29 protein-coding genes and 1 tRNA gene are annotated in these 23862 nt (G+C 67.7%); 15 read left to right on the top strand and 15 right to left on the bottom strand.

What is annotated here, in order from left to right; genetic code table 11:
* The first annotated feature begins 41 nt into the window (after nucleotides 1–41).
* From HALDL1_15370 to HALDL1_15340, 7 genes are all read left to right on the top strand, one after another.
* Nucleotides 42–1271, top strand: a complete 1230-nt coding sequence (locus HALDL1_15370; protein ID AHG04817.1) for a threonine dehydratase — start codon at nucleotides 42–44, stop codon at nucleotides 1269–1271.
* 69 nt (nucleotides 1272–1340) lie between these two features.
* Nucleotides 1341–1721, top strand: a complete 381-nt coding sequence (locus tag HALDL1_15365; GenBank protein ID AHG04816.1) for an endoribonuclease L-PSP — start codon at nucleotides 1341–1343, stop codon at nucleotides 1719–1721.
* A gap of 2 nt (nucleotides 1722–1723) precedes the next feature.
* Nucleotides 1724–1912 carry a hypothetical protein gene (locus HALDL1_15360; protein AHG04815.1) on the top strand — a complete coding sequence of 63 codons (189 nt, stop codon included), beginning with the start codon at nucleotides 1724–1726 and terminating at the stop codon, nucleotides 1910–1912.
* 47 nt (nucleotides 1913–1959) lie between these two features.
* Nucleotides 1960–2041 (top strand) — tRNA-Ser (locus HALDL1_15355).
* Nucleotides 2042–2287: 246 nt separating this feature from the next.
* On the top strand, nucleotides 2288–2593 hold the full coding sequence (locus HALDL1_15350; GenBank protein AHG05402.1) for a hypothetical protein: 306 nt from the start codon (nucleotides 2288–2290) through the stop codon (nucleotides 2591–2593).
* 191 nt (nucleotides 2594–2784) lie between these two features.
* Nucleotides 2785–4449: a thermosome subunit gene (locus HALDL1_15345; protein ID AHG04814.1), complete on the top strand. Its 1665-nt coding sequence runs from the start codon at nucleotides 2785–2787 to the stop codon at nucleotides 4447–4449.
* Between the two features lie 194 nt (nucleotides 4450–4643).
* Nucleotides 4644–5096, top strand: a complete 453-nt coding sequence (locus tag HALDL1_15340) for a response regulator (protein AHG04813.1) — start codon at nucleotides 4644–4646, stop codon at nucleotides 5094–5096.
* Nucleotides 5097–5187: 91 nt separating this feature from the next.
* Here the strand turns inward: HALDL1_15340 and HALDL1_15335 are convergent, their stop codons facing one another.
* A complete protein-coding gene (locus tag HALDL1_15335) occupies nucleotides 5188–5649 on the bottom strand; it encodes an AsnC family transcriptional regulator (protein AHG04812.1) in 462 nt (153 codons plus the stop codon).
* A gap of 126 nt (nucleotides 5650–5775) precedes the next feature.
* On the opposite strand from HALDL1_15335, the gene HALDL1_15330 reads away from it, so the two are divergent.
* Nucleotides 5776–7149 carry a glutamine synthetase gene (locus HALDL1_15330; protein AHG04811.1) on the top strand — a complete coding sequence of 458 codons (1374 nt, stop codon included), beginning with the start codon at nucleotides 5776–5778 and terminating at the stop codon, nucleotides 7147–7149.
* A 28-nt stretch (nucleotides 7150–7177) separates the two neighbouring features.
* Here the strand turns inward: HALDL1_15330 and HALDL1_15325 are convergent, their stop codons facing one another.
* From HALDL1_15325 to HALDL1_15305, 5 genes are all read right to left on the bottom strand, one after another.
* Complete coding sequence (locus tag HALDL1_15325) at nucleotides 7178–8023, bottom strand: PAP2 family phosphoesterase (GenBank protein ID AHG04810.1); 846 nt, start codon at nucleotides 8021–8023, stop codon at nucleotides 7178–7180.
* Nucleotides 8020–9216 carry a ribonuclease BN gene (locus HALDL1_15320; GenBank protein AHG04809.1) on the bottom strand — a complete coding sequence of 399 codons (1197 nt, stop codon included), beginning with the start codon at nucleotides 9214–9216 and terminating at the stop codon, nucleotides 8020–8022. Before HALDL1_15320 ends, HALDL1_15325 begins: the two co-directional genes overlap by 4 nt.
* A gap of 37 nt (nucleotides 9217–9253) precedes the next feature.
* Nucleotides 9254–10369 (bottom strand): N2,N2-dimethylguanosine tRNA methyltransferase, encoded by a 1116-nt coding sequence (locus tag HALDL1_15315; protein ID AHG04808.1) that lies wholly within the window; start codon nucleotides 10367–10369, stop codon nucleotides 9254–9256.
* 178 nt (nucleotides 10370–10547) lie between these two features.
* Nucleotides 10548–11876: a malate synthase gene (locus tag HALDL1_15310; protein ID AHG04807.1), complete on the bottom strand. Its 1329-nt coding sequence runs from the start codon at nucleotides 11874–11876 to the stop codon at nucleotides 10548–10550.
* Nucleotides 11869–12918, bottom strand: coding sequence for an isocitrate lyase (locus tag HALDL1_15305; GenBank protein AHG04806.1), 1050 nt, complete (start codon nucleotides 12916–12918; stop codon nucleotides 11869–11871). Before HALDL1_15305 ends, HALDL1_15310 begins: the two co-directional genes overlap by 8 nt.
* Before the next feature lie 332 nt (nucleotides 12919–13250).
* On the opposite strand from HALDL1_15305, the gene HALDL1_15300 reads away from it, so the two are divergent.
* The gene (locus HALDL1_15300) at nucleotides 13251–13589 is read left to right on the top strand and encodes a hypothetical protein (GenBank protein ID AHG04805.1); all 339 of its coding nucleotides are present in this window, start codon (nucleotides 13251–13253) and stop codon (nucleotides 13587–13589) included.
* Nucleotides 13590–13652: 63 nt separating this feature from the next.
* Here the strand turns inward: HALDL1_15300 and hisH are convergent, their stop codons facing one another.
* The gene (gene hisH / locus HALDL1_15295; GenBank protein AHG04804.1) at nucleotides 13653–14309 is read right to left on the bottom strand and encodes an imidazole glycerol phosphate synthase; all 657 of its coding nucleotides are present in this window, start codon (nucleotides 14307–14309) and stop codon (nucleotides 13653–13655) included.
* Between the two features lie 176 nt (nucleotides 14310–14485).
* On the opposite strand from hisH, the gene HALDL1_15290 reads away from it, so the two are divergent.
* The 3 genes from HALDL1_15290 to HALDL1_15280 all read left to right on the top strand — a co-directional run bounded on the left by HALDL1_15290 (nucleotide 14486) and on the right by HALDL1_15280 (nucleotide 17266).
* The gene (locus HALDL1_15290) at nucleotides 14486–15421 is read left to right on the top strand and encodes a phosphate ABC transporter substrate-binding protein (GenBank protein AHG04803.1); all 936 of its coding nucleotides are present in this window, start codon (nucleotides 14486–14488) and stop codon (nucleotides 15419–15421) included.
* 67 nt (nucleotides 15422–15488) lie between these two features.
* Nucleotides 15489–16250 carry a phosphonate ABC transporter ATP-binding protein gene (locus HALDL1_15285; protein ID AHG04802.1) on the top strand — a complete coding sequence of 254 codons (762 nt, stop codon included), beginning with the start codon at nucleotides 15489–15491 and terminating at the stop codon, nucleotides 16248–16250.
* Between the two features lie 2 nt (nucleotides 16251–16252).
* Nucleotides 16253–17266: a phosphate ABC transporter permease gene (locus HALDL1_15280; protein AHG04801.1), complete on the top strand. Its 1014-nt coding sequence runs from the start codon at nucleotides 16253–16255 to the stop codon at nucleotides 17264–17266.
* On the opposite strand, the gene HALDL1_15275 is transcribed toward HALDL1_15280, so the two are convergent.
* Genes HALDL1_15275 through HALDL1_15265 form a run of 3 tightly spaced genes read right to left on the bottom strand, consistent with a single transcriptional unit; the run spans nucleotide 17263 to nucleotide 18637 of the window.
* Nucleotides 17263–17850, bottom strand: coding sequence for a DNA polymerase (locus HALDL1_15275; protein AHG04800.1), 588 nt, complete (start codon nucleotides 17848–17850; stop codon nucleotides 17263–17265). The two genes, HALDL1_15280 and HALDL1_15275, sit on opposite strands and share 4 nt — an antisense overlap.
* Before the next feature lie 24 nt (nucleotides 17851–17874).
* A complete protein-coding gene (locus HALDL1_15270; GenBank protein ID AHG04799.1) occupies nucleotides 17875–18453 on the bottom strand; it encodes a hypothetical protein in 579 nt (192 codons plus the stop codon).
* 4 nt (nucleotides 18454–18457) lie between these two features.
* Nucleotides 18458–18637 carry a death domain-associated protein gene (locus HALDL1_15265; protein AHG04798.1) on the bottom strand — a complete coding sequence of 60 codons (180 nt, stop codon included), beginning with the start codon at nucleotides 18635–18637 and terminating at the stop codon, nucleotides 18458–18460.
* Between the two features lie 71 nt (nucleotides 18638–18708).
* On the opposite strand from HALDL1_15265, the gene HALDL1_15260 reads away from it, so the two are divergent.
* The gene (locus tag HALDL1_15260; protein ID AHG04797.1) at nucleotides 18709–19320 is read left to right on the top strand and encodes a metallo-beta-lactamase; all 612 of its coding nucleotides are present in this window, start codon (nucleotides 18709–18711) and stop codon (nucleotides 19318–19320) included.
* Between the two features lie 61 nt (nucleotides 19321–19381).
* Nucleotides 19382–19921 carry an acetyltransferase gene (locus HALDL1_15255; GenBank protein AHG04796.1) on the top strand — a complete coding sequence of 180 codons (540 nt, stop codon included), beginning with the start codon at nucleotides 19382–19384 and terminating at the stop codon, nucleotides 19919–19921.
* Between the two features lie 3 nt (nucleotides 19922–19924).
* On the opposite strand, the gene rpl40e is transcribed toward HALDL1_15255, so the two are convergent.
* The 4 genes from rpl40e to HALDL1_15235 form a co-directional block, all read right to left on the bottom strand.
* On the bottom strand, nucleotides 19925–20068 hold the full coding sequence (gene rpl40e, locus HALDL1_15250; GenBank protein AHG04795.1) for a 50S ribosomal protein L40: 144 nt from the start codon (nucleotides 20066–20068) through the stop codon (nucleotides 19925–19927).
* A gap of 51 nt (nucleotides 20069–20119) precedes the next feature.
* Nucleotides 20120–21034 carry a glycosyl transferase gene (locus HALDL1_15245; GenBank protein ID AHG04794.1) on the bottom strand — a complete coding sequence of 305 codons (915 nt, stop codon included), beginning with the start codon at nucleotides 21032–21034 and terminating at the stop codon, nucleotides 20120–20122.
* 63 nt (nucleotides 21035–21097) lie between these two features.
* Nucleotides 21098–21526 (bottom strand): hypothetical protein, encoded by a 429-nt coding sequence (locus HALDL1_15240; protein ID AHG04793.1) that lies wholly within the window; start codon nucleotides 21524–21526, stop codon nucleotides 21098–21100.
* The gene (locus HALDL1_15235; protein AHG04792.1) at nucleotides 21523–22056 is read right to left on the bottom strand and encodes a hypothetical protein; all 534 of its coding nucleotides are present in this window, start codon (nucleotides 22054–22056) and stop codon (nucleotides 21523–21525) included. The genes HALDL1_15240 and HALDL1_15235 overlap by 4 nt, the downstream gene beginning before the upstream one ends.
* 268 nt (nucleotides 22057–22324) lie before the next feature.
* Between HALDL1_15235 and HALDL1_15230 the strand changes: the two genes are divergently transcribed.
* Nucleotides 22325–22684, top strand: a complete 360-nt coding sequence (locus HALDL1_15230) for a hypothetical protein (protein ID AHG04791.1) — start codon at nucleotides 22325–22327, stop codon at nucleotides 22682–22684.
* Here HALDL1_15230 and HALDL1_15225 read toward each other — a convergent pair.
* The gene (locus HALDL1_15225; GenBank protein ID AHG04790.1) at nucleotides 22636–23604 is read right to left on the bottom strand and encodes a luciferase; all 969 of its coding nucleotides are present in this window, start codon (nucleotides 23602–23604) and stop codon (nucleotides 22636–22638) included. The genes HALDL1_15230 and HALDL1_15225 overlap by 49 nt on opposite strands.
* Between the last annotated feature and the right edge of the window lie 258 nt (nucleotides 23605–23862).

Here is a 23862-nt window from a genome sequence, read left to right as displayed (position 1 = left end):
CATCACCAACCGTTAACAGCGACTGCCGCGTAGCCGCAGACATGATCGAACTCGACGACGTGCTGGCGGCCCGCGACCGCGTCGCGGACGTCGCCCGGCACACCCCCCTGGACTACTCCCACACGTTCTCCGACCTGACGGGCGCGGATGTCCACCTGAAACTGGAGTGTTTCCAGCGCACGGGCTCGTTCAAGATACGGGGCGCCACCAACCGCATCCGCACGCTCAGCGACGCGGAGCAGGCCGCCGGCGTCGTCACCGCCTCCGCCGGAAACCACGCCCAGGGCGTCGCACTCGCTGCCAGTCGGTCGGGAGTCGACTCGAAGGTCGTGATGCCCGAGGCGGCCCCCATATCGAAGATCAAGGCGACCAAGAGCTACGGGGCAGAGGTCGTGCTCCACGGCGTCGACTACGACGAAGCACAGGCCCACGCCCACGAACTCGAGGAGCAGGAGGGCCGCACGTACGTCCACGCCTTCGACGACGAGTACATCATGGCCGGGCAGGGGACGCTCGGCCTCGAGATCGTCGACGACCTCCCGGACCTCGACACCGTCGTCGTCCCCATCGGCGGCGGCGGCCTCATCTCGGGCATCGCCACCGCGGTGAAGGCTCACGACCCCGACGTTCGCGTGGTTGGCGTGCAGGCCGAGGGCGCCTCCACCGTCGCTCGTTCCCTCGACAAAGGGGGACCCCAGAGCGTCGACTCCGTCGACACCATCGCGGACGGTATCGCCGTCCGACGGGTCGGTGAGCGGACGTTCCCCGTCATCCGCAAGCGCGTCGACGAGGTCGTCACGGTCTCCGACGACGAGATAGCGACCGCGCTCGTCCTGTTGCTCGAGCGCGGGAAGACGCTCGTCGAGGGCGCCGGTGCGACACCGCTGGCGGCGGTCCTCGAGGACACGTTCGACTACGAGGAGGGCGAGACGATCGTGCCCGCGCTCTGCGGCGGGAACATCGACCTCAACCTCCTCACCACGGTCATCATGCGCGGCCTCGTCGACCAGGGCCGCTACGTGAAGGTGCGGACCGTCCTGAAAGACCGTCCCGGGTCGCTCAACGACCTGCTGGACGTCGTCGCCGACGAGCGCGTGAACATCTACGCCATCCAGCACGACCGTACGAACCGCGACATCGCGATGAACGCCACCGAGGTCGAACTCGACCTCGAGACGCGCGGCCCCGAACACGTCGACGGCCTGCTCGACCGCATCCGCGAGGAGGGGTTCGAGGTGACAGTGCTGAACGGTCCGCGCCCGCAGAACTGACTGCGCGCTGTCGGGTGAGAGAGCGCCGGACTACGTGGGTTTAAGGGGTCTGCACGAGAGCGACAGAGTATGAAGCGCATCATCGACACCCCCGACGCGCCGGCCGCGGTTGGCGCGTACAGCCAGGCGACGACCGACGGCGACCTCGTGTTCACCGCGGGCCAGATTCCCATGACCCCGGAGGGCGACCTCCTCGACGACGAGGCCATCGCGGTTCAGACCCGCCAGAGCCTCGAGAACGTGAAGGCCATCCTCGAGGACGAGGGGCTCACGATGCAGGACGTGCTGAAGGTCTCCGTCTTCATGGACGACATGCAGGACTTCGACGAGATGAACGACGCCTACAAGGAGTACTTCCAGGACAACCCGCCCGCCCGCTCCGCGGTCGAGGTCGCCAACCTCCCGAAGGGGGCCGGCGTCGAGATCGAAGCCATCGCCACGCAGAACTAGGCATGGACGCGCGCACGAGAGGGAGCCTCCTCTGGGGCCTCGTCGGCGCGCTCGCCTTCCTCGTGCTCGCGCAAGCGTACCTCCTCGTCGCGGAGCGCGGCATCGGCTTCCTCCCGACGCTCGGCGTCGCCCTGGCGGTCTTCGCCGCCGCGTCCGTCACCTCCTACGCCCTCCACGACGCGGTGTACTGACGCCGAAGAGAAGGGTTTAAACGCCGGACCGAGATACGGTAGAGTGGGCCGGGATGGCCGAATGGCAAAGCGCACGCCTGGAAAGCGTGTCCCCTTACGGGGTTCTGGGTTCAAATCCCAGTCCCGGCGTTTCTCTGTGGACTCACCACCAAGCAGCGCGTTTCATCGCGCTGCGAGCGTGAGTTCTCTGCGAGCGCCGCGGGGCGTGACTCCGCCACGGGAATCGTAGCGCGGCCCGCCACATCCGAGTGGGGCTACAGGTAGCGTCAACTGTCGCCGAGCCGTCGAGTAGGCTCGCCTTGAGACGAGTTTAGCACCGTCGTAACAGACGGTAGCCGACGTATAGTCAAGGTGGCGGAGGCGCCGTGAGGTGGTATGGCTACGTGTAGCGAGAACCCGGCGGATACGCTCGCTGACCTGGGAATGCTGGAGCGCCTCCGCTTCGAAGTGGCGGGCGAGCAGTTCGAGGGGTACTCACACCGCAAGCGCGTGGACGACAGCGAACTCTGGGTGGTGGTGCAGACGGAGAACGACCGCGTGTTCCGCATCGAGACGCAGTGGGCGAACGGCTGGCTCGAACCGCTGGTCGACGAGTACGACGGCGACCGCGACACCACGAAGCCCGTCGGCAACCTCTCCGACGTCGAGGCCCTCGGCTACGCGGCCGAGGAGGAAGCGTAACCGGGCCGACCCGGAGAGCTACTTAAAGACCTGCTTCTGCCGGTTGTCTCGTGTGAACAGCTGACACACTATTTCGCTGTCACAGTGAGATTGCGGCCGTTTCAGGCTCTCCCGGCAGTTGCGCCGACGGTCGGCCTCAGTCGGGTGTGGCCAAGTTTTATATAGAAGCACATTCAATCTATCCAGTACCTATGGCACAACGAAACCGTATGCAGGGTCAGCCGATGATCATCATGGGCGACGACGCACAGCGCGTGAAGGACAAGGACGCGCAGGAACACAACATCTCCGCGGCGCGCGCCGTCGCCGACGCGGTACGATCCACACTCGGCCCGAAAGGCATGGACAAGATGCTCGTCTCCTCGATGGGCGACGTCACCGTCACGAACGACGGCGTCACCATCCTCCAGGAGATGGACATCGACAACCCGACGGCCGAGATGATCGTCGAAGTCGCCGAGACCCAGGAGGACGAGGCCGGCGACGGGACGACCACGGCTGTCGCCATCGCGGGCGAGCTCCTCAAGAACGCCGAGGACCTCCTCGAGAACGACATTCACCCGACGGCAATCATCAAGGGCTACAACCTCGCCGCCGAGCAGGCCCGCGAGGAAGTCGACAACGTCGCCATCAACGTCGACCCGGACGACGAGGACCTCATCCGTAGCGTCGCCGAGACCTCCATGACCGGCAAGGGCGCCGAACTCGACAAGGAGCTCCTCTCCGGCATCATCTACGAGGCGATCAAGCAGGTCTCCGTCGACACCGAGGACGGCGAAGTCGTCGTCGACGCGGCCAACATCAACATCGAGACCCAGACCGGCCGCAGCTCCAGCGAGTCCGAACTCCTTCGCGGCGCGGCCATCAGCAAGGACCCGGTCCACGACGAGATGCCCAGCACCGTCAAGGACGCCCGCATCCTCCTCCTCAACGAGGCCGTCGAGGTCGAGGAGGCCGAGGCCGACACGAACGTCAACATCGAGAGCCCCGACCAGCTCCAGTCCTTCCTCGACCAGGAGGAGAAGCAGCTCAAGGAGAAGGTCCAGCAGATCGTCGACACCGGCGCCAACGTCGTGTTCTGCCAGAAGGGCATCGACGACATGGCCCAGCACTACCTCGCGAAGGAGGGCATCCTCGCCGTCCGCCGCACGAAGAAGTCCGACATCGAGTTCCTGACGAACGTGCTCAACGCGTCCGTCGTCACGGACCTCGACGCGGTCAGCGAGGCCGACGTCGCCAGCGGCTCCGTCACGCGCGACGCCGAGGACGAACTGTTCTACGTCGAGGGTACTGACGACCAGGCCCACGGCGTCACCATCCTCCTCCGTGGCTCCACCGAGTACGTCGTCGACGAACTCGAGCGCGGCGTCACCGACGCCCTCGACGTCTCCGCACAGACGCTCAGCGACGGTCGCGTGCTTCCCGGCGGCGGCGCCATCGAGGTCGAACTCGCGGACCGCCTCCGCAACTTCGCCGACTCCGTCTCCGGCCGCGAGCAGCTCGCCGTCGAGGCGTTCGCCGACTCCCTGGAGCTCGTCCCCCGCGTCCTCGCAGAGAACGCGGGCCTCGACTCCATCGACACGCTCGTCGACCTCCGCTCGGCCCACGAGTCCGGCGAGGAGCGCACCGGCCTGAACGTCCTCTCGGGCAACCTCGAGGACACCTTCGAGGCCGGCGTCGTCGAGCCCGCTCACGCCAAGGAGCAGGCCATCACGAGCGCCTCCGAGGCCGCGAACCTCGTGCTCAAAATCGACGACATCATCTCCGCGGGCGACCTCTCCACCGACAAGGGTGACGACGAGGGCGGCGCCGGCGGCATGGGCGGCATGGGCGGCGGCATGGGCGGCATGATGTAAGATCGGCACGCACCGACCTCACGCCAGCCGACGACCGCTGTTCCCGTACCGCTCGCTCACCGACACACGTTTTCTTTCGGCGTTTCGCTCCGGAGCGACAGCTCTGGGTCGGCTCCACAGCGCAGTTCTCCGTGGGCGGTGCGAGGATTGCTCTCGACCACTACTTTATGTCGGCCGGTTCTCTAGGCTCTGTAATGGCCCCGGACCACCAGGCGAGCGAGCAGATCAACATTCTGCTGGTCGAACCCAACCCCGGGGACGCCCGCCTCTTCGCGGAGTCGTTCACCGACGGTAAACTGTTGAACTGTTTCCACACTGTGACGGACGGAGAGTCGGCCCTCGACTTCGTCCAGCAGCGCGACGAGTACGCGGAGATGCCACGACCCGACCTCATCCTGCTGGAACCGCGGCTGCCCGGGAAGACCGGGACGGAGGTGCTCGCCGAACTGAACGACGAGCCGGCGCTCGCGGACATCCCCGTCGTCGTCCTGACGAGTTCCGACGTGGGCGAGCGCATCGCGAAGTCCCACGCCATCGACGCCGACCACTACATCCGGAAGCCGGTGGAGGCAGAGGAGTTCATCGAGTTCGTGCAGTCAGTCGAGGAGTTCTGGCTGACGGTCGTTCGGCACCCCCCGGACGACTGACTCGCGGTTTCGCCGGCGAAGACGGGCTGCCGTCCCCCGCGATTGGCGTGGAATCTCGCGGCCGCTACGTACCTGACTGGCGCGTTCCTCCTTACTCGTCGTCGACGTCGAGCTGGAACTGCTCGTTCTCGGCGGCGGCGTTGAGGACGACGCTCGTGTTGGATTCCCTGATGTCGGCGTCGGCGAGCAGCTCCTTGATGAGCGCGTTCATGTCGTCGGTGTCCTGGAACTTGCCGACGGCGACGACGTCGTAGTCGCCGGTCACCTCGTAGACGGAGACCATCTGCTTGTGGCCGCGCAGGCGACCCGTGATGTCCGGCAGCGCCCCGCCCTCGACCTTCAACTGCAGGATGGCGGTGACGTCGTAGCCGAGTTCGTCGTAGTTCACGACGGGCGTGTACCCCTGGATAACGTCACCGTCCTCGAGGGTCTGGAGGTGGTTGGAGACGGTGGTGACCGACACGCCCAGGTCCTCGCCGAGACTGCGGAGGCTTGCGCGGCCGTCGCCCAGGAGTTCGTTCACGAGTCGCGCGTCGAGATTCTCGTACGTCATACACCCCGATACCGGCTCCCCCGTATAGAAGTTTACGAATGTCCAGTTCTAACCGAGAGGAACCTATACTTACCCTGAGCGGTAACGTTTTTACCGTGGATGTAGTCGTACACGCTGTCCATAGAAATGACGAACGCAAACCCGGACGGCGGATTCGGAAAACACGAACAGGCAGTGCTCGAGGAGATCGACGAGGAGGGCATCGACTTCCTGCGCCTCCAGTTCACGGACATCCTCGGCACCGTGAAGAACGTCTCAGTACCCGCCTCGCAGGCGGAGAAGGCGTTCAAGGAAGGCATCTACTTCGACGGGTCGTCCATCGACGGCTTCGTGCGCATCCAGGAGTCCGACATGCGTCTCAAGCCCGACCCCGAGACGTTCTCGGTGCTCCCGTGGCGGACCCGCGAGGGCGAGGCGGGCGGCGCCGCGCGCCTCATCTGTGACGTCATCAACACCTCGACGGGCGAACCGTTCGAGGGCGACCCGCGCTACGTCCTGAAGCAGGCCCTCGACCGCGCGGACGAGATGGGGTACACGGTGAACGCTGCGCCGGAACCCGAGTTCTTCCTCTTCGAGGAAGACGAGGACGGTCGCGCGACGACGAAGACCAACGACGCCGGCGGCTACTTCGACCTCGCGCCGAAGGACCTCGCGAGCGACGTGCGCCGGGACATCATCTACGGTCTCGAGGACATGGGCTTCGAGATCGAGGCCTCCCACCACGAGGTCGCCGAGGGGCAACACGAGATCAACTTCGAGTACGACGACGCCCTCACCACGGCCGACAACGTCGGGACGTTCCGCACGGTCGTGCGCGCCATCGCGGCCCAGCACGACCTCCACGCGACGTTCATGCCCAAGCCTATCCCGCGCATCAACGGCTCCGGCATGCACACCCACATCTCGCTGTTCACCGACGACGGCGTCAACGCGTTCCACGACGCCGACGACGAGTTCGACCTCTCCGAGGAGGCCAAGCAGTTCACCGCCGGCATCCTCGAACACGCCGAGGCGCTGGCCGCCGTCACGAACCCGACCGTGAACTCATACAAGCGCCTCGTCCCCGGCTACGAGGCGCCCGTCTACGTGGCGTGGTCCGACCGCAACCGCTCGGCGCTCATCCGCAAGCCCGCGGCCCGCGTGCCCGCCGCCAGCCGCATCGAGGCGCGCTTCCCCGACCCGTCGTGTAACCCGTACCTCGCGTTCGCAGCGCTCATCCACGCCGGCCTCGACGGCATCGAGCGCGGCCTGGACTGCGACGAACCGGTCCGCGAGAACATCTACGAGTTCGACGAGCAGAAGCGCCAGGAGTACGGCATCGAGACGCTCCCGTCGAACCTCGGCGAGGCACTCGACGCCCTCGAGGAGGACGAAGTCGTCACCGACGCGCTCGGCGAGCACGTCGCCGAGAAGTTCGTCGAGGCGAAGACCGCGGAGTACGACGACTACCGCGTCGACGTCTCCGACTGGGAACTCGACCGCTACCTCGAGACGTTCTGAGCGGCCCCGCCCCCGATTTTTCTCCGCGCTACACCGTCAGTTCGTCGTCGCGCCAGTGGTCCTGTATCGCCGGGAGCGCGACGAACGCCGCGCCCGCCACTGCGTGCGTGGCGGCCACGACCAGGACGGCGACGTTCAACTGCAGCGTGACCGCAGCCGTGCCGCCGAGCGCACCGAGCGCCGCCGCACCCGCCACGGGGTGCACGTGGGACTCGAGTGCTTCCCGGCGTCCGATTACGACCCACCCCGTGAGCGCGCCCACCGTCGCGGCGAGCGCACCGACGGCGTCGTCTGTCGGACCGGCGATGACGAACCCGACGCCCGCGATGACGGCCGCGAGCGCGAACCCGTAGTGGATGCGTCGCCTGGTGAGTGCGAGCGCCACGGCGAGGAACGCCGCGCCGAGCGCGAAACCCGCGAGCACGTCCACGAGGTAGTGGACGCCGAGCGCGATGCGCGTGAAGCCGACGAGCAGGACGAACCCGGCCGCGAGGAGCCAGCGCCGCGCCCGAGACCAGACAGTGGTGAGTGCCGCGAGTGCGCCGTAGAAGACGGCCGCACCCGTCGCGTGCCCGCTCGGGAACCCGTTGCCCTCCTCGGCGACGAGCATCACGTGTTCGGGGGGCCGTGGCATCGCGAACAGTGACTTCGTTGCGACCACGAGCGCGAGTCCGCCGAGCGTCACCGCGAGCAGGCGCGCGCCGTCGCGGCGCGTCAGCCACTCGCGGGTCGGGCCGAACCAGTAGATAGCCGGGCCGACCGACACCAGGAAGAACGTTCCTCCGAGGAACGTCAGCACCGAGAGAACGGGGACGAGAACCTCGGGGACTGCCGCCGTGACCGCGCTCGTGACGCCGACGCCGCGGCCACTCATGAACGCAGTGAGCGGACGCGGTCGGCGAGGCGTCCCGGCAGGCCGACCGCGTTCACACCGAGACCAACCAGCACCATCAGCGTGTAGAGGCCGAGGGTGGAGAGCCAGACGACGACCATCGCGAGGATCGCCCAGAGACCCGCGAGGTAGACGAACGCCCCGATGGTCATCGCGGTGCCGTACAGCAGAACGAGGTACGGGCCCCAGCCGTGGGCTTTCCCGCGGCGCACCCGGCTCCGGACGTACCGCTTGAGGTCGCTCTCGAGGTCCTCCTTGCTCACCGTTTTGGCGTCCAGTTCCGACCGCAGCGCCTCGACTTCGGCTCCGAGTTCGGCGATGTCGGGCGCCTCCTCGGGGGGCACGCGGGCGTATTCGTCGTCGTCGTCAGTTCGTCCCGACAACACAGCGTTAAGTACTGCACCGAGGGTGATAATTATGGCGCCTACGTAGAGCCAGGTCACCAGCAACAGCGCCGCTCCCAGCAAGCCGTACACCTCCGTCCCCCCGACGAAGCCGGTGTACACGCGGAACAACTGGGAGAGCGCCGTCCATCCGGACGCCGCGAACACCGCCCCGGGGAGCGCCCGGCGAACTGTCATCGGGACGTTCGGAAAGACGTAGTACGCGGGCAGGAAGATGAGCGTCAGCGAGACGACCAGCGTCACCACGGTGGCGAGGTTGACGTACGCGACGACGCCGAGCGAGGGGACGAGGAAGCCGACGCCGACGGCCGCGGCGACGGCCAGCGGGATGGTGACGAGCACGACCGCCGCGTCGAACACCTGCTTCGGGAGCGACTCCACCTCGTAGACGCGATAGACCCGGGAGAACGCGACGTCGAGGCCACGGAACAGTTTGAGTCCCGACCACAGCAGCAACACCAGACCGACCGCCGTCACGCTGGCCTGTCCGCGAGCGTTCGTCAGCGCGTTCCGGACCGTGTCCTGTCCGGTGTCGGTGAGGAACTGGTCGACGCTCCCGACGACGGCGTCGACGAGCACCTCGCCGCCGATGGCGGTGCCGACGGCGACGCCGAGCAACAACAGTGGAACGATCGAGACGAACGCGTAGTAGGCGACAGCGGCAGAGAGGAACGTCACCTGCTCGTCGCGCGCGGTCCGCCCCATCTGCTTGAGGAGTCCGATGGCGTTCCCGAGAGTTGTCACGTCCGCACCTTCGACCGCCCGACGCATAAATCGGGTCATGCGCACGAACTGACGCGTCCGGTGGTCAGCGGACGGCGGCCTCGACGTCGGCGAGCGTCCCGTCGGTCTTGAACGTCGTGCCGCCGAAGTGCGTGCGGGACGCAGCGAGGCCGGCGTCTGTCAGTTCGTCGAGGAACTCGTCCATCCCGACGGCCGGTTCGGACCACTGCCCGTAGAGGCGGTGCTGGTCGAAGTGAGTGGGTTCGTGGAGTTCGCCCCCGATGGTGTCGAGGAGCTTCCGCGCACGCTTCGCCGCCCCCATCTCGTTGGTGACCTGCTCGCGGACGCTCGCCACGAACGACTCGTCGTGGGCGGGACCGAGCCAGAGCGGGCCGGCGGGCAGCACCTGGTTCCCTCCGCAGTGGGGGCACTCGTCGCGGGGGTCCGCGATGAGGCCGTGCTCGTGTTCGCGGTGGAGACACTGCTGGCAGTGGTAGACGTAGCCGAGTTCGTCGATAGCGCTGTTCGCGTCCGTCGCGCGGTGGGAGAGGTCGAGGTACGTCCGCACGTAGTGGTCGCTGACGTGGCTCAGGACGGGCGTGACGCCGACGTCGTAGCGGGCCGCGGTGCGAGCGAGCGCTGAGAGCAACACTCGTAGCCCCATCTCGGCGTGGTACTCCGTGTTCCGGGGAACGGCGCCGTACTTCCGCACGCCGGACTCGAAGTGGGCGCCACACAACGGCGCGGTGTCCGTCGCTGTGATACAGACCAGGTTCCGCGCGTTGGCGAACGCGGCGTCCGCGAACGGGATGGGCGTCCCGAACGGGTCGACGTCCACCACGTCGAAGAACCGGTCGTCGTCGTGCAGCAGGCTGTTGACGTTCCGCTCGACCACCTCACCCGACAGGTCGTTGCGCGCGAGATTCGAGCGCGCGAGTTCCACGGCGTCGGGGTCGAGGTCCGCGAGCGTGGCGTCCCAGCCGTTCGCGGCCGCCCGAACGCCCCGGATGCCGCTCGCCGCCATCGCGTCGAGGTAGGTGGCCGCGCGTGGCTCTCGCTCCCGGTACGCAGCGAGCGCCGCGACGGTCACGTCGCGGTTGAGTTCCTGGGTCGGGTTGAAGAACACGCCCTCTGCGGCGCCCTCGCCGCCGCCGGACTCACGCGGGACCTCCACCGTGACGCCGCCCTCCTCGACGAGCATACCGCTACTCGGTGGGGGGCCGAAAAAAGGGCCGCGGTTGCGGGGACGAGTGCAGCGAGTCCTCGGAGTACGGCGAGCGGGGAGTGGAACGACCCGTGAGTCACGAGGCGCTACGCGCCTCGGACTGCGTGAGCGGCGACCGCAGGGAGCCGTGAGCGAGGCAGTTGCGCGAGCGGCGTCAGTTGCCGACGTTCGTCGCGCGCTCGACGACGTCCGCGCCGTACCGCTCCTCGAGTTCCCTGTGCTGGTCGGGGCGGTGCTCGTAGACGTCCTGGAAGACGGCGATGGGCGTCTGTGCCGCCTGGTAGGTGGCCTCGTCCCACATCCGGTCCCGCTGGACGTCGACCGCCACGTCGTCGATGGCGATGGTCGCGGACTGGGTCATCGCGATGGCGCCCTGCCCCGCGTCCCTGGCGGCCTCGAACTCCTCCATGGAGTCCACGAGGTCGTCCATGCTCGGGACGTAGGACGTGCGGTCGAGCAGTTCCTCGCGGAGTTCGTCGCCGTCGAGTTCGCGCTCGTCGTCGCCGTCCCGGAGGACGTAGCGGCCGTTGTCGGTCGCCTCGAGGCCGATTGCGTCGCCGCGGTAGACCTGCTGGCCGTCCTCGGTGCCGAGTTCGACCGGCTCGCCGTCGACGTCGAGCAGCCACGACCCGGACTCCGGCGGGAGCGGCGCGGCGTTGGCCACCTCGACCTGCCTGGGGGTGAGCGACCAGATGCCGGTCATCCCCTTCGCGCGGTTCTCCCGCATGCGCTCGCGGTAGCCCTCTACGTCGCGGATGTCGTCGAAGGGGCCGTCGACGGCGACGAGACCGGCTGCGCTGGCGCCACGCGACGTGTTGTGGCGCAACTCGGGCCACGGCGGGAGTTCGCCCGTGGGCGTCGACGCGCGCATGTCCTTCGTGTAGTCGACCTCGCCGTCGACAAGCAGGAACATTCGTTCGAGGTTGTTCGACGGCTTCCCCAGCTCCGCGCGGAGGTCGCCCATCGCGAGTTCGGCCTCCCCGCTCTCGATTATGACGGACATCGAGAGCGAGCGGGGTTCGAGGCCGTGTTCGTGCTCGACGATGGTGAGACACTCGTCGGCCTTCTTCCAGTCGTCGAGGTCGCCGACCTCCGGAATCACGAAGCCGTCGACGTGCTCGACCGCGCCGTTGTCGGGGTCTGCGATGTCCATGGCGTGCTGGAACCCCTGATAGCGGGTCGCGGGGTCGTCGCGGTGCCAGACGATGCGCGGGTGGATCTCGCCCCGGAAGTCTGCGCCGTACTCGGCGACGACGTCGACGACGTTCTGGACGCCCTCCTCGCGCATCGACGGCGCGGTGGCGTCCTCGTTGTCCGGCACCCAGACGTCCGGCGCCTGCATGCCCCGGAGCTGGGCGGCCCGGCGGAGCAGCTTCGCCGAATCGTCCTCGCCCGAGACGGCCGTCGGGGACGTGAAGAACGTCCGGACGAACTCGCGGTCGTAGTGGCGAGCGGTCGGGTCGGTCGGGTTCGAATCAGTCATCGTTGCTGGCTTCGGGCGCGGCGTCGTCGGCCGTGATGGGGTCGCTCTCGTCCTCGGCGTACCCCTCCGACTGCTCGATGCGTCGGCGGGCCTCCGGGTCGAACTGGGTCTCGATGTCCTGGTAGCGGGACACCTGGGAGAGCTCGTGGTGGCTCTCCGTCTCGTGGCCGAGGTAGCGGTCTTCGAGGTCGAACTGCGCCGCCTCGGCGTTCTCCCGGATGTTCGCCATGTCCTCGTAGACCGCGTGTGCGCCCGAGTGCAGGCCGTACAGCGTGATGAAGATGTACTTGTACCCGAGGTCGCCGAGCTCTTCGAACGTCAGCGGGTCGTCCTGTTCGCTCCACGCGAACGACGACGAGTAGTTGAACGCGAGGTCGAGGTCCGGGTGAGTCTCGTGGATGGTCTCGGCGTACTCCACGGCGTCCTCGCGGCTCGGGTCGGGCATCTCGGGCCAGACGAGGTCGACGCCAGCGTCGGCGTAGATGCGGCCGCGTTCGAGGTGTTCCTCCCAGTCGCCGTTCGCGGAGCCGTAGGCGTCCGTGCGCGCGATTATCACCGTGTCATCGCTCTGCTTGGCGTCCACGGCGGCCTCGAAGCGCGCCCGGGCCTTCTCCCGGGAGACGATCTGCTTGCCGGCGATGTGGCCACAGCGCTTGGGCGTCGTCTGGTCCTCGATGTGGACGGCGGCGACGCCCGCCTTCTCGTACTCGCGGACGGCCCGGCGGACGTTGTGGACGCCGCCGTAGCCGGTGTCGGCGTCCGCGACCACGGGGAGGTCGGTGGCGTCGACGATGCGCTTGGCGTTCTCGACCATCTCCGTCATCGACACCATCTCGAGGTCCGGGAGGCCGAACTGCCCGAGCACCGTCGAGTAGCCGCTCATGTACGCGGCGTCCAGCCCCGCCTTCTCGGCGAGGCGGGCGTCCAGCGCGTGGTAGAGGCCGGGTGCGAACACGTACTCCTGGTCGTCGAGCAGGTCGCGGAACTGGCGGCCCGCGGGGTTGTCGAGGTCGCGTCGCGTGTAGTCGGTGCCGTCAGTCATCGGTGGGTGGGAGTCGGTGGCTGCGGGCTTCTTCGTGCCACTCATCGCGGTCGGCGTCGGGTCTGAGGTCTGGAACGACCGGGAGCCCGGTGTTCTCGATGTCGGTGTATCTGGGCATTAGCTGGTCCTCCGCGGGTCGCTCGGTGGTCGGCGGGCGGTGCTGGTTCGTCTGCGGCGGTGGGTTGGGAGCACTACGACAGGAGAGGCGGCGGAGAGCCGAATAAAGTTAATGATTAATAATGCGGGTATGTGGGCAAGGCCATTAATAATCATTAAGGACTCCGGCTGGTGCAACCGAACCGGCTAAACCACGGCCCGTTCAACAGGGGGGCGTGCCCGAGGTCGACGACTGGCGGGCGTCACTCGCCGACGAAGGCGAACTCTCCGCCCCCATCACCGAACGCCTCCTCGCCGAACACGGGGACCGCGGCCAGCGCGCCATCGAGGCCGCCAGCGAGGGCCGCGTCAAACAGTACAACGACTTCACCGTCGTCGTCGGCCACGAGGACGAGTACATCATCGAGGACGGCGGCTGCACCTGCCGCGACAGCCAGTACAACCTCGCGGCCGACGAGTTCTGCTGGCACGCCCTCGCTGTCGATGTCGCCGAGGGCGTCGGTGCGGTCGACCACCACGACATGTTCTACAGCGAAGTCCGGGATTTCCTTTAAGGACCTTTTGCGCTGCGCTCGGCGTCGTCGGGCCGGTACCGCCTGACGGAGGCGTCGCTCATCCTACTGCTCGGCGCAGATGTCGACGAAGTTGCGGAGAATCTGGAGTCCGGTCTCGCCGGACTTCTCGGGGTGGAACTGCGTGCCGAAGACGTTGCCCTCGTCGTTGGCGACGATGGAGGGGAAGCGCGTGCCGTACTCCGTCTCCGTGACGGCGTGGTCGTCGCTCTCCAGTTCGGCGTAGTAGGAGTGGACGAAGTAGGCGTACTCCCCGTCGACCCCGTCGACGAGCGGGTGGTCCCGGACGACGTCGAGGTCGTTCCAGCCCATGTGCGGGACTTTCACGTCACCCTTGAAGCGGACGTTGCGTCCCGGAATCAGGTCGAGGCCGCGGGCGTCGCCCTGCCCCGCCCGTTCTGCCTCCTCGCTCTCGGTGAGCAGCATCTGCATCCCGAGACAGATGCCGAACAGCGGGCGGCCGTCCTCGGCGGCGTCGACGAGCGCGTCCCGGAACGGACCGGCGTTCTCCATGCCGTCGCCGAACGCGCCGACGCCCGGGAGGACGATGCCGTCCGCGTCGTCGAGGGCCGCCGGGTCGTCGACGACGGAGACCTCGGCGTTCGCGCGCTCGAGGCCGCGCGTGACGCTCCGGAGGTTCCCGAGGCCGTAGTCCACGACGACGACTGAGGCGGACGTCTGCTCGGGTGGCGGCGTGCTCATGGCTCACCGTAGGACGACCCGCTGCAAGTCCCTTTCCCTCCGAACGATGTCTGCCAACTCCCCTCCGCTACCCGGCGGTACGTACCACTCCCGAGCGCCTTTGTGTCGTCTGTACACGACGTTAGATGGTATAGAAAAGCTTTTGACGTTTCTATCGAATTTTTGCCTGTATCCCCATGGACCGTCGAAACTTCCTCAAAGCGGCCGGCGCAGCGGGTGCAGCCGGTCTCACGGCAGGATGTCTCGGGCAGTTCGGTAGTCAGCCGTACGTCGACGGCGACGTGCGCTTCCTGATGTCGCCGACCGAACCACAGGACCAGATGACGGCGCAGTACGAACCCGTCCAGGAGCGCCTCGCGGAGACCATCGACGCCGTCGACGAGATCGACATCAAGTACGCCGCAAACTACGCGGCGGCACTCAACGCGCTCGACTCCGGCACTGCCGACGTCGCCGAGACGGGGCCGTTCGCGGCCGCGCTCGGCGTCAACTCCGAGAAGGCGGACATCATCCTCCAGCGAGAGGCGTACGGCGGCTGGACGTACAAGTCCGTCATCGTCACCCGCGAGGACTCCGACATCGAATCGCTGTCCGACCTCGAAGGCGAGACAGTCGCGTTCGCCGACGCACTCTCGGCGTCCGGCTCGCTGTACCCCCTGTGGATGCTGAAGGACGCGGGTCTCGAGATCCCCGACGAACCCGGCAGCACGGCAGGCGCGAACTTCGACCCGAACTGGTCGAGCCACGCGTCCGCAATGGAAGCACTCCGTAACGAGCAGGCCGCCGCAGCAGGCGTCGGCTACTTCATCACCTCGGGCGACGAGAGCGAGTACGCGGAGGGCATCCGAGAGGTCGCCTCCGAGGATGGCATCCCGCGCGCCCCCATCGTAGTGAGTCCGAAGCTCTCGGACGACGAGAAGGACACGATCACGGAGGCGTTCACGGAGGCGCCCGACGAGATGTACTACGGTGCCGACGGCGAGGAAGGCACCGACGACGACATTTGGTTCTCCGGCGTGCGTGAGCGTGGCGTCGACACGTACCAGCCAGTCATCGACGTGGCCCAGGAACTGGGCTACAGCGAGGACGTCTTCGAGGACTCCGGCGAGTAACGCAGTCGCGGAACTGAAAAACACAACATTTGGCCTATTCAGGCCACCTCCTTACAAGAACGAGAGAATGGCGACAGTAACCGCATCGGACGTCACCAAGGTCTACGGCGAGGATACGGTGGCGCTGAACGACGTATCATTCGAGATCCCCGACGGCGAGTTCGTGGTCTTGCTGGGGCCGTCGGGCGCGGGAAAATCGACGCTCCTCCGGATTCTCAACGGTCTGACGCAGCCGACCGAAGGGGCCCTCACTATCGGCGACGAAGTGGTCAGTGGCACCCGTTCGGACGTCGCGATGGTGTTCCAGATGCACTACCTCGTCGAGTCGATGAGCGCCTACCGGAACTCGCTGACGGGCGCGCTGAACCGGACCGAGACGGTCGACAGCGTGCTCACGCACTACGACGAACCGGACAAGGAGATGGCGCTGAACGCCCTCGACACCGTCGGCCTGCTGGAGGAGGCTGACCAGCGCGCCGGGTCGATGTCCGGCGGCCAACAGCAGCGCGTCGGCATCGCTCGCGCACTCACGCAGGACCCGGGTCTGCTGCTGGCCGACGAACCGGTCGCCAGCCTCGACCCGCGCGCGGCACAGGAAGTGATGCAGTACCTGAAGGACGCCGCGACCGAGCGCGATCTCACGTCTATCGTCTCGCTGCACCAGGTAAACATCGCACGCGAGTTCGGTGAACGCTTCATCGGTCTCCGGGACGGCGAAGTCGTCTTCGACGGCGGGAAGGAGGAACTGACGATGGATGTCGTCGACCGCATCTACTACGGCGACGGCGACACTACCGACCACGGCGTCGAACACATCACGGGGAACTGACAATGGCATCGAGCGACATCCAACGAGTCAAGGACAGGATCGAACGACGACAGCGCCGCCGACGCATCCTCGGCGCACTCGGCGTCTTCTTCGTAGTGGGGGCGACCGCACTCGGGATGCGGTACGTCGGGTTCACCGTCGCAGAACTGGTCCGACAGTTCCCGATCTGGCTGAGTTTCGTCACGGAGTTCCTCAACCCGGACTTCGTCGACTTCACGATCGCGTCGAAGAACCAGGGCATCAGCGGTCTCGACGGCCTCTGGTACAGTCTCACACACCCCAGTACCATCGTCGAGAGCGCAGGAGCGACCCAGTCGAGCGGGTCCGTGCTCGTCGCGGCAGCCGTCATGACCATCATCGTCGGCTTCACCGGCACCGTACTGGGCTTCCCGCTCGCACTCCTCCTCGGCGTGCTCGGCTCCGAACGCGTCACGCCGTTCCCGTTCAACTTCATCTTCCGCGGCACGATGTCCACCATCCGGGCCGTGCCGTCGCTCGTCTGGATCCTCATCTACATCCCGCTGTTCGGCATCAGCCCGAAGTCCGCCATTTTCGCCATCGCGACGGACACCATCGGGAACCTCGGCCGCCTGTTCACGGACGAACTCGAAGAGATCAACGACGGCCCCATCGAGGCCATTAGTTCGACGGGCGCGAATCGCCCACAGACGGTCATTTTCGGGATGCTCAGTCAGGTCTCGTCGTCGTTCATCGCGTGGACGATGTACGTCCTCGAGATCAACACCCGCATCGCCATCAGCCTCGGCGTCGTCGGTGCCGGCGGCCTCGGCCAGTACATCAGCCTGAAGATCCAGTTCGGCACGCCGGAAGCCTACGCGCAGGCGGCCGCGGGCCTGCTGATGGTCGTGGTCATCGTCATCAGCGTCGAACTGCTCTCCTCGCGTATCCGCGCCCGCCTCCGTCCCGGCGAGAGCCAGGACACGTCGATCGTCGACGCCGTCAAGGGTCTGTTCGACGGCGACAAGTGGCTCGGTCGCGGCGACCCGAAGAACTAGTACTCGCCCAGCCGCGACTGGCCGCCCTCGACGCCGGCCATCGTGGCCGCCTTCTCGATGGTCTCGCGGAACGCTTCCTTCTGGCTCGCGTCGTACAGCGTCGCCGCCGGGTGGAGACAGAGCAGCACGTCGCGTGGCTCGCCGCCGAGTTCGACGCGCTCGACGTCTCCCGTCTCCTTCGTGACCGCGACGCTGCGCTCGAGGAGGTGTTCGCCCGGCACCTTCCCGAGCGTGACGACCACCTCGGGGGCGACGAGCTCCACCTCGCGCGCGAGGTACGGCCGGCAGTTATTCAGCTCCTCCTTCGTCGGGTCGCGGTTCTCGGGCGGCCGGCAGCGCACGCAGTTCGTCATGCGGATATCCGCCCGTTCGAGGCCGGCGTCCGCGAGCGCGTCGTCGAGGACGCTGCCGCTGCGCCCGACGAACGGTTCGCCCTGCTCGTCCTCGTTGGCGCCCGGACCCTCGCCGACGAACAGGACGTCGGCGTCCGCGGGGCCGGCCCCGTTGACGATCTGGCTGCGGGACTCGACGAGTTCCTCGCACTTCGTGCAGTCGGTCACCTCGAGGCCGTCCATGCTGTCCATGGCCTGGCTACCACGCGTGCGCTGTTAAGCGTGGTCGTCGCCCGGACGCCCCACGGACATCTGGGCGTACTCGTCGGCCGCCCTCGCCGCCAGTCGGGCCACTCGCAATGGCTCCGGACGACCGCCTTCGGGGGTGAACGCCCGCACCACGTCCGCCGGATTCTCACAGCCGACGGCGCGAACGAACACCCGCTCGCCGTTGACCGCCAGGGGTTCGCGGTCTGGCTGGGCGTCGTACACCGCGAGGCGGCACTCGCGCTCGTCGCCCTCGAACTCTCGCGCGATGGCGTCTTCGAGCCCCTCGCTCGCCTCGAAGGAGACAGAGAGCACCGGCCGGTCGACCGCCTCGTGGACGGCCTGGAGGTCCACGACGTTGAACCACGCCGGCGCGATGCCCGACACGAGAACGTACTGGACGTCCTCGCGGTCCAGTTGCCGGTAGACGTCGACGACGGCGTCGGTACTATCGGTGCCGCCGACCGTGCACGACGAAAACGAGAAACCGTCCACGACACGGGACGCCCGCACCACCGCTCCGGCGAGCGTCGAGCTGTCGCCCCGGTAGGATTCGGCGACCCCGAGGGCCCGCGTCCCGGGTTTCACGGCGCTACTGTTCCTTGATGTCCTGCAGGCGGTCGAGCAGTTCGTCGTTCGACGCCCCGATCTCGTAGCTCACGTCCCCCGCGTGTTCGAACTCGCCCGTGTCGAGGCTCTCCTCGGTGTCGATCTCCTCGGAGTCGAGAGACTGGGTTTCCTGTTCGGATTCGTCGTAGCTCCCGAAGCCCATGTTCGTGGGTACGACCGCGTTCCACTAAAATTTCCCGCCGGTTTAAGGGGCCAGCGCGCCACCCTCCCACCATGAACGTGGAACACGTCACGAGCGACGCCGAGACGTTCACCTGCAACGCGTTCCTCGCGCCCGGCGACCACACGACGCTCGTCGACGCGGGCGCGTACGACGGCGTCGTCGACGAGATTCGCCAGCACACGGACCACCTGGACGCAGTGGTGCTTACCCACCAGCACGGCGACCACGTCCAGCAACTCGAGGCCGTCTGCGAGGCCTTCGACCCTGACGTGTACGCCTACGACGACCACCCGCTGCGGACCCACGCGCTCGACGACGGGGACCACGTCACCATCGGCGACGACGAGTTCGAGGTGGTGTTCACGCCCGGGCACGCCCCCGACCACGTCTCGTTCGTCTCCGAGGCGGCGCTGTTCTCCGGTGACGTCGTCGTCCACGACGACGGCGCCTTCGACGACGGGAGTTTCGGCCGCACGGACATGGCCGGCCAGTCCCGCGACCGCCTGATCGAGAGCATCCGCGAACTGCTCGACCGTCTGCCCGCGTCGGTCTCCGAGATGTACTCGGGACACGGCGGCGTCTACGAGGGCGACGTGCGGGCGGTCGTCGAACGCGCGCTGGAGCGCGCCGAGCGCCGCGAACCGAAGTACCCCGACGAGTAGCCTAGCGAACGCCTGGCAGACCACGGGAACCCTTTTGGCCGGACTCTCCCTCTGTTCTCGTATGCCAGGACGCCCCTTCGTCTCAGGTGAGCGCGTGGACCTCTGTGCGGTCTCGGAGGACGACGTCGAGTTCCTCCTGGACACCGTCAACGACCCCGCCGTCTGGCGGACGACCGGGATGCGGACGCCGCTCACGGAGAAACAAGAGCGGGAGTGGTACGAGGAGCGCGCGAGCGCGGACAACGGCAACGTGAACTTCGTCGTCGCCGTCGACGGCGACCCGGTCGGCAGCCTCGGCATCCACGGCGTCGACGACGCCAACGGGAGCGCGGAACTCGGCATCTTCCTCGCCGAGGAGCACTGGGGCAACGGCTACGGCACGGAGGCCGGCCGGCTCGCCACGCAGTACGCGTTCGACCAGCACCGCCGCCACCGCGTCGTCGCCCGCGTCTTCGAGGGCAACGAGGCGTCGGCCCGCATCTGGGAGAAACTCGGCTACGAACTGGAGGGCACCCACCGCGACCAGGTGTTCGTCGACGGCGACTACCTCGACGTGCGGTACTACGCGGTGCTCGAAGACGAGTGGCGCGAGGAGGAGTAGCGGTTACGTCGAACGGGTCTCCTTGGCCTTCGGGCGGAGGTTCTTGTAGCCGCACTTCCGGCAGCTCTCGGCGTCCTTCGGGTTCCGCGCGTTGCACCGCATGCAGATCTGCTTGCCCAGCAGCCGGTCCTCGATGGTCTCGGTCATGCCACCGGGTTCGCCCGCGCCGCGTTTAAGCGGTTCGGAACGAGGCGGTGGTCAGGACGACACCTCGACATCGAACTTGCTCCGCCAGCGGTAGCGCCGGCCGCCCCAGACGAACGTCCGGCGGGCGTGAGCGTACACGAGCAGCGGTAACGACGCGAGCATCGCGGGGTACGCGAGGACCGCCGTCCAGCGCCGGTTGCCGAACGCGGCGTACAGGCCAGAGAACAGCAGCGCCGCCACGACGAACGCGTACAGCGGCGCGAGCAGACTGGCGGCCGCGAGGCCGGCGGTCACGACGCTGCTTGCGACCATCCCCCGCGGGTCGTGGATGTAGGCTATCTTCGAGAACCGGACGTGTCGCTCAAGGCTCTCCCGGATGGACCCGCCGACAGCCACCCGCCGGGTCCGGCGGAGCGCGGTCGCGTCGAGGTGCTCGGAGAGCAGACCGTCGTCGCTGACGGTGCGCCGCAGGTCCGCGAGGAAGGCGTCGACGTCCAGGTCGCCGCGCTCGAACAGCACGGCGCCGGCCCACACCTTGTCCCCGGCGTAGACGCCGGCGGTCCCGCCGAGCACGTACAGTGGCTCCAGGAGCACCGAGAGCGGGTCCCGCCCGACGAACGCCGGAAGTTCGGACACCGGACCGTGGCGCTCGTAGTCGGCCTGGAGACCGTCGAGCCAGTCCGGCGGGTGGTGGAAGTCGTCGTCGGTCCAGGCGACTCGGTCGTGGCGGGCTGCCTCCATCCCTGCCGCGACGGCGTTGGCCTTCCCCGAGCAGCCCTCTGGCTCCCCGGCGACCACCAGCCGAACGCGGTCGGGTTCGTCGGCGACCCGCTCGGCGACGGGGTCCGTTTCGGTGTCGCAGACGACCAGCAGTTCGTCCTCCGGGCCGAGCTGTGTCGCTACCTCCTCGCAGGCCGGCGTCCACCGCGTCGTCGGCAGGAGGACGCTCGTCGGCGGTGCGTCCATGCGCGGCGCTACTGCGGACGCACGGAAAAACCCCGTCGCGACGCTGTGAGTGCGGCCCACCGCTTAGCGTACCGCAGCCAGCCGATCGCGGAGAATCGTCCGGTGACAGCGCTTCTCGTCGGTGTTCTCGAAGCAGACCAGCGCCAGCGACTCGCCGTCCCGGAGTCGCTCGGCGAGCGCGTCGACGGCAGCCTGCGCCTCCGGGTCGCGCTCGAGGTGCTCGCGGTAGCGGTCGGCGAAGTCGACGTCTGCCCACGCCCGCCGGTTCGCCGCCGCGTCAGCGACGCCGTCGCCCTCCAGTTCGGCCTCGCGGGCCTTCGCGTCGTCCAGTAACTCCTCGGGCGGGGCGACCGCCGGCACGTTCTCGTCGACGGCCGCCGAGAACCAGCCGGTCGGCCGACGCACCACGCCCACGAGCGTGACGTCCGCCGGGAGGTCCGCCTGGTCGTGCTGGAGCGCCGCGACGTACGTGTCCGAGAGGTCGCCCGTCACGTGTCACCCTCCAGTTCCTCGGCCGCGTCCGCCGCCTCCTCGTCGGTCAGGTAGTCGTCCTGTACGGCGACGACGTCCGCGGAGTTCACACACTCGCTGTAGCGGCGCAGCGGCTCCTCGTTCAGTTCGAGGAACGTGTGGCCCCAGCGGAACTTCGAGAGAATCTCCTCGGCGTGCTCGCGCTCCCTGAGGATGCAGAGCGCGCCCGCGAACGCCTCCACGGTGTTGAGCTGGAACGGCTTTCCGTAGTTCACGGGGTTGGCCGCGACGAGGAACGGGAGCGCGCGGTGTTCCCCTTTCATCTCGAACATCGCGCGCCCGGCCGTCTCCCACGAGCAGTCGAGGGCGACGAGGTTCGCGTGGTCGGCGTCCGCGGGCGACAGCGCCTGCTCGGCGTGCGGGTTGAGGACCACGCCGTAGGGCGTCGCTCGCGCCGACTCGTGGAGCGTCGCCATGTCGAAGCGCGCGAGCTTCCGTGCCGTGCACTTCTCGGGGTCGTCGTCGCCCTCGTACCTGACGTGGAGGTCCACGGGTTCGATTGTCGGCCACCGGGCAAAAGCGCCCCGACCCGAGAACGGTTCGCGTCCGCTCGCATTGGCGCTAGAACCCGTAGAAAGCCCCGGTACGCTCGCGTCCGCTCGCTCGCTGTGGTCCTCGGCCTGACGGCCTGCGGTCCTTGCGTCGCGAGAGAACAAGCAAGCGCGAGCGTGCCGCCCCTTTCAGTCCGCCCACTACCGGTTGTGGCGGATGCCGATTCCAGCCCTCGGTTTCTTGGCGGGGCGCGCCCACAGCCACGGTATGGACGCCGCCGCCCTCGCCCAGGCCTACTACGACGCCATCGACGACGGGGAGTACGATGCGCTCGCCGCGCTGCTCGCCGCGGAGTTCGAGCAGGTCCGCCCCGACCGCACGTTCTCCAGCCGCGAGGCGTTCGTCTCGTTCATGCGCGACGACCGGCCGCGGACGGACACCCGGCACGTCGTCGACGCGGTGTACGAGGGACAGGAGGGCGTCGCCGCTCGCGGCCGACTGCTCGACGCCGAGGGGGAACTGTTCGCGTTCGTCGACGTCTTCGAGGTGGGCGACGGCGAGATAACCGGGCTGCGGACCTACGCCAGCCCGGCGTCCTCGAGCGCGGGGAACACCTCCTCCTCGTAGAACTCGACGAACGACGCCTGATTGGGGCCGACCTGGTGGACGTAGACGTGGTCGTAGCCCGCGTCGACGGCCTCCCGGATGCTCTCGACGTGGTCCTCGGGGTCGGGGCTGGTGACCATGCTCCCCTCACGGATGTCCTCCTTCGACACCATCTCGCAGGCCTGCTCGAAGTGGACCGGCGTCGGCAACTGGGCGCTCAACTCGCCGGGGAGCGCGTCGTTCGGCCACCACTCGTAGGCGGTCTCGACGGCCTCCTCCTCGGTTTCAGCGTAACACATCTGGAGCTGGGTGTACCGCGGCCCCTCCCCGCCCGCCTGCTCCCAGGTCTCGACGGTGTCCTGCGGGCCGACGCACCAGAAGCCGTCGCCGATGTCGGCGGCCACCTTCGCCGTTCGCTCGCCGTACGCGGAGACGTGGATGGGTGGCGTCTCCTCGGGGAGCGTGAACAGCCGCGCGTTCTGGACGGTGTAGTACTCGCCGTGGTGGCTCACCTGCTCGCCCGTCCAGAGCTTCCGGATGACGTCGACGGCCTCCTCGAGCATCTCCAGGCGAACCGCGTGCTCGGGCCAGTGGTCGCCGTAGACGTGCTCGTTGAGGAGTTCGCCGGTGCCGACACCGAGCGCGAACCGCCCGGGCAGCATCGCGGCGACGGACCCCGCTGCGTGCGCGACGGTCGCGGGGTGGTAGCGGATGATGGGGCAGGTGACGCCGACGCCGACGGGGATGTCGTCGGTCGCGTGGGCGACGCCGCCGAGCGTCGACCAGACGAACGGGCTCTCACCCTGCTGGCTCGTCCACGGGTGGAAGTGGTCGGAGATGCCGAGGAAGTCGAAGCCGGCGTCCTCCGCGCGGACCGCGTCGGCGACGAGGTCGTTCGGCGGGTGTTCCTCGCTGGAGAGCGTGTAGCCGAGGTCGACCATCTACGGCCACCTCGCTGGTAGGATTCGTGCCATCGCCTCCACAGTTCGGCACGAACCGGAAAGAGTGTAGTTTCAGGTTAGTTTCGCTCGCCGCCGACGCGGCGTTACTCGCTACCGCGGCGCTCACGGCCCACTACGTTCGCCGCTCGCGCGTTCCGAGGCGTTCGCTCAGTCCGTGGCCTCCCTCCGGTCGGCCACGCGGGTCGCGGTGCTCCCCGCTCGCTTGTAGCGAGACAACTCGCTTCGCTCGTTGTCTCG

Source organism: Halobacterium sp. DL1 (assembly GCA_000230955.3).
Classification (GTDB): Archaea; Halobacteriota; Halobacteria; order Halobacteriales; family Halobacteriaceae; genus Halobacterium.
This window is presented reverse-complemented; position numbering and strand designations above follow the sequence as displayed.

Bases quoted from the DNA above. Each gene is read 5' to 3' on its own strand.
- HALDL1_15370 (AHG04817.1), top strand. From the start codon at position 42: ATGATCGAACTCGACGACGTGCTGGCGGCCCGCGACCGCGTCGCGGAC.
- HALDL1_15365 (AHG04816.1), top strand. From the start codon at position 1,341: ATGAAGCGCATCATCGACACCCCCGACGCGCCGGCCGCGGTTGGCGCG.
- HALDL1_15360 (AHG04815.1), top strand. From the start codon at position 1,724: ATGGACGCGCGCACGAGAGGGAGCCTCCTCTGGGGCCTCGTCGGCGCG.
- HALDL1_15350 (AHG05402.1), top strand. From the start codon at position 2,288: ATGGCTACGTGTAGCGAGAACCCGGCGGATACGCTCGCTGACCTGGGA.
- HALDL1_15345 (AHG04814.1), top strand. From the start codon at position 2,785: ATGGCACAACGAAACCGTATGCAGGGTCAGCCGATGATCATCATGGGC.
- HALDL1_15340 (AHG04813.1), top strand. From the start codon at position 4,644: ATGGCCCCGGACCACCAGGCGAGCGAGCAGATCAACATTCTGCTGGTC.
- HALDL1_15335 (AHG04812.1), bottom strand. From the start codon at position 5,649: ATGACGTACGAGAATCTCGACGCGCGACTCGTGAACGAACTCCTGGGC.
- HALDL1_15330 (AHG04811.1), top strand. From the start codon at position 5,776: ATGACGAACGCAAACCCGGACGGCGGATTCGGAAAACACGAACAGGCA.
- HALDL1_15325 (AHG04810.1), bottom strand. From the start codon at position 8,023: ATGAGTGGCCGCGGCGTCGGCGTCACGAGCGCGGTCACGGCGGCAGTC.
- HALDL1_15320 (AHG04809.1), bottom strand. From the start codon at position 9,216: ATGCGTCGGGCGGTCGAAGGTGCGGACGTGACAACTCTCGGGAACGCC.
- HALDL1_15315 (AHG04808.1), bottom strand. From the start codon at position 10,369: ATGCTCGTCGAGGAGGGCGGCGTCACGGTGGAGGTCCCGCGTGAGTCC.
- HALDL1_15310 (AHG04807.1), bottom strand. From the start codon at position 11,876: ATGACTGATTCGAACCCGACCGACCCGACCGCTCGCCACTACGACCGC.
- HALDL1_15305 (AHG04806.1), bottom strand. From the start codon at position 12,918: ATGACTGACGGCACCGACTACACGCGACGCGACCTCGACAACCCCGCG.
- hisH (AHG04804.1), bottom strand. From the start codon at position 14,309: ATGAGCACGCCGCCACCCGAGCAGACGTCCGCCTCAGTCGTCGTCGTG.
- HALDL1_15290 (AHG04803.1), top strand. From the start codon at position 14,486: ATGGACCGTCGAAACTTCCTCAAAGCGGCCGGCGCAGCGGGTGCAGCC.
- HALDL1_15285 (AHG04802.1), top strand. From the start codon at position 15,489: ATGGCGACAGTAACCGCATCGGACGTCACCAAGGTCTACGGCGAGGAT.
- HALDL1_15280 (AHG04801.1), top strand. From the start codon at position 16,253: ATGGCATCGAGCGACATCCAACGAGTCAAGGACAGGATCGAACGACGA.
- HALDL1_15275 (AHG04800.1), bottom strand. From the start codon at position 17,850: ATGGACAGCATGGACGGCCTCGAGGTGACCGACTGCACGAAGTGCGAG.
- HALDL1_15265 (AHG04798.1), bottom strand. From the start codon at position 18,637: ATGGGCTTCGGGAGCTACGACGAATCCGAACAGGAAACCCAGTCTCTC.
- HALDL1_15260 (AHG04797.1), top strand. From the start codon at position 18,709: ATGAACGTGGAACACGTCACGAGCGACGCCGAGACGTTCACCTGCAAC.
- HALDL1_15255 (AHG04796.1), top strand. From the start codon at position 19,382: ATGCCAGGACGCCCCTTCGTCTCAGGTGAGCGCGTGGACCTCTGTGCG.
- rpl40e (AHG04795.1), bottom strand. From the start codon at position 20,068: ATGACCGAGACCATCGAGGACCGGCTGCTGGGCAAGCAGATCTGCATG.
- HALDL1_15245 (AHG04794.1), bottom strand. From the start codon at position 21,034: ATGGACGCACCGCCGACGAGCGTCCTCCTGCCGACGACGCGGTGGACG.
- HALDL1_15230 (AHG04791.1), top strand. From the start codon at position 22,325: ATGGACGCCGCCGCCCTCGCCCAGGCCTACTACGACGCCATCGACGAC.
- HALDL1_15225 (AHG04790.1), bottom strand. From the start codon at position 23,604: ATGGTCGACCTCGGCTACACGCTCTCCAGCGAGGAACACCCGCCGAAC.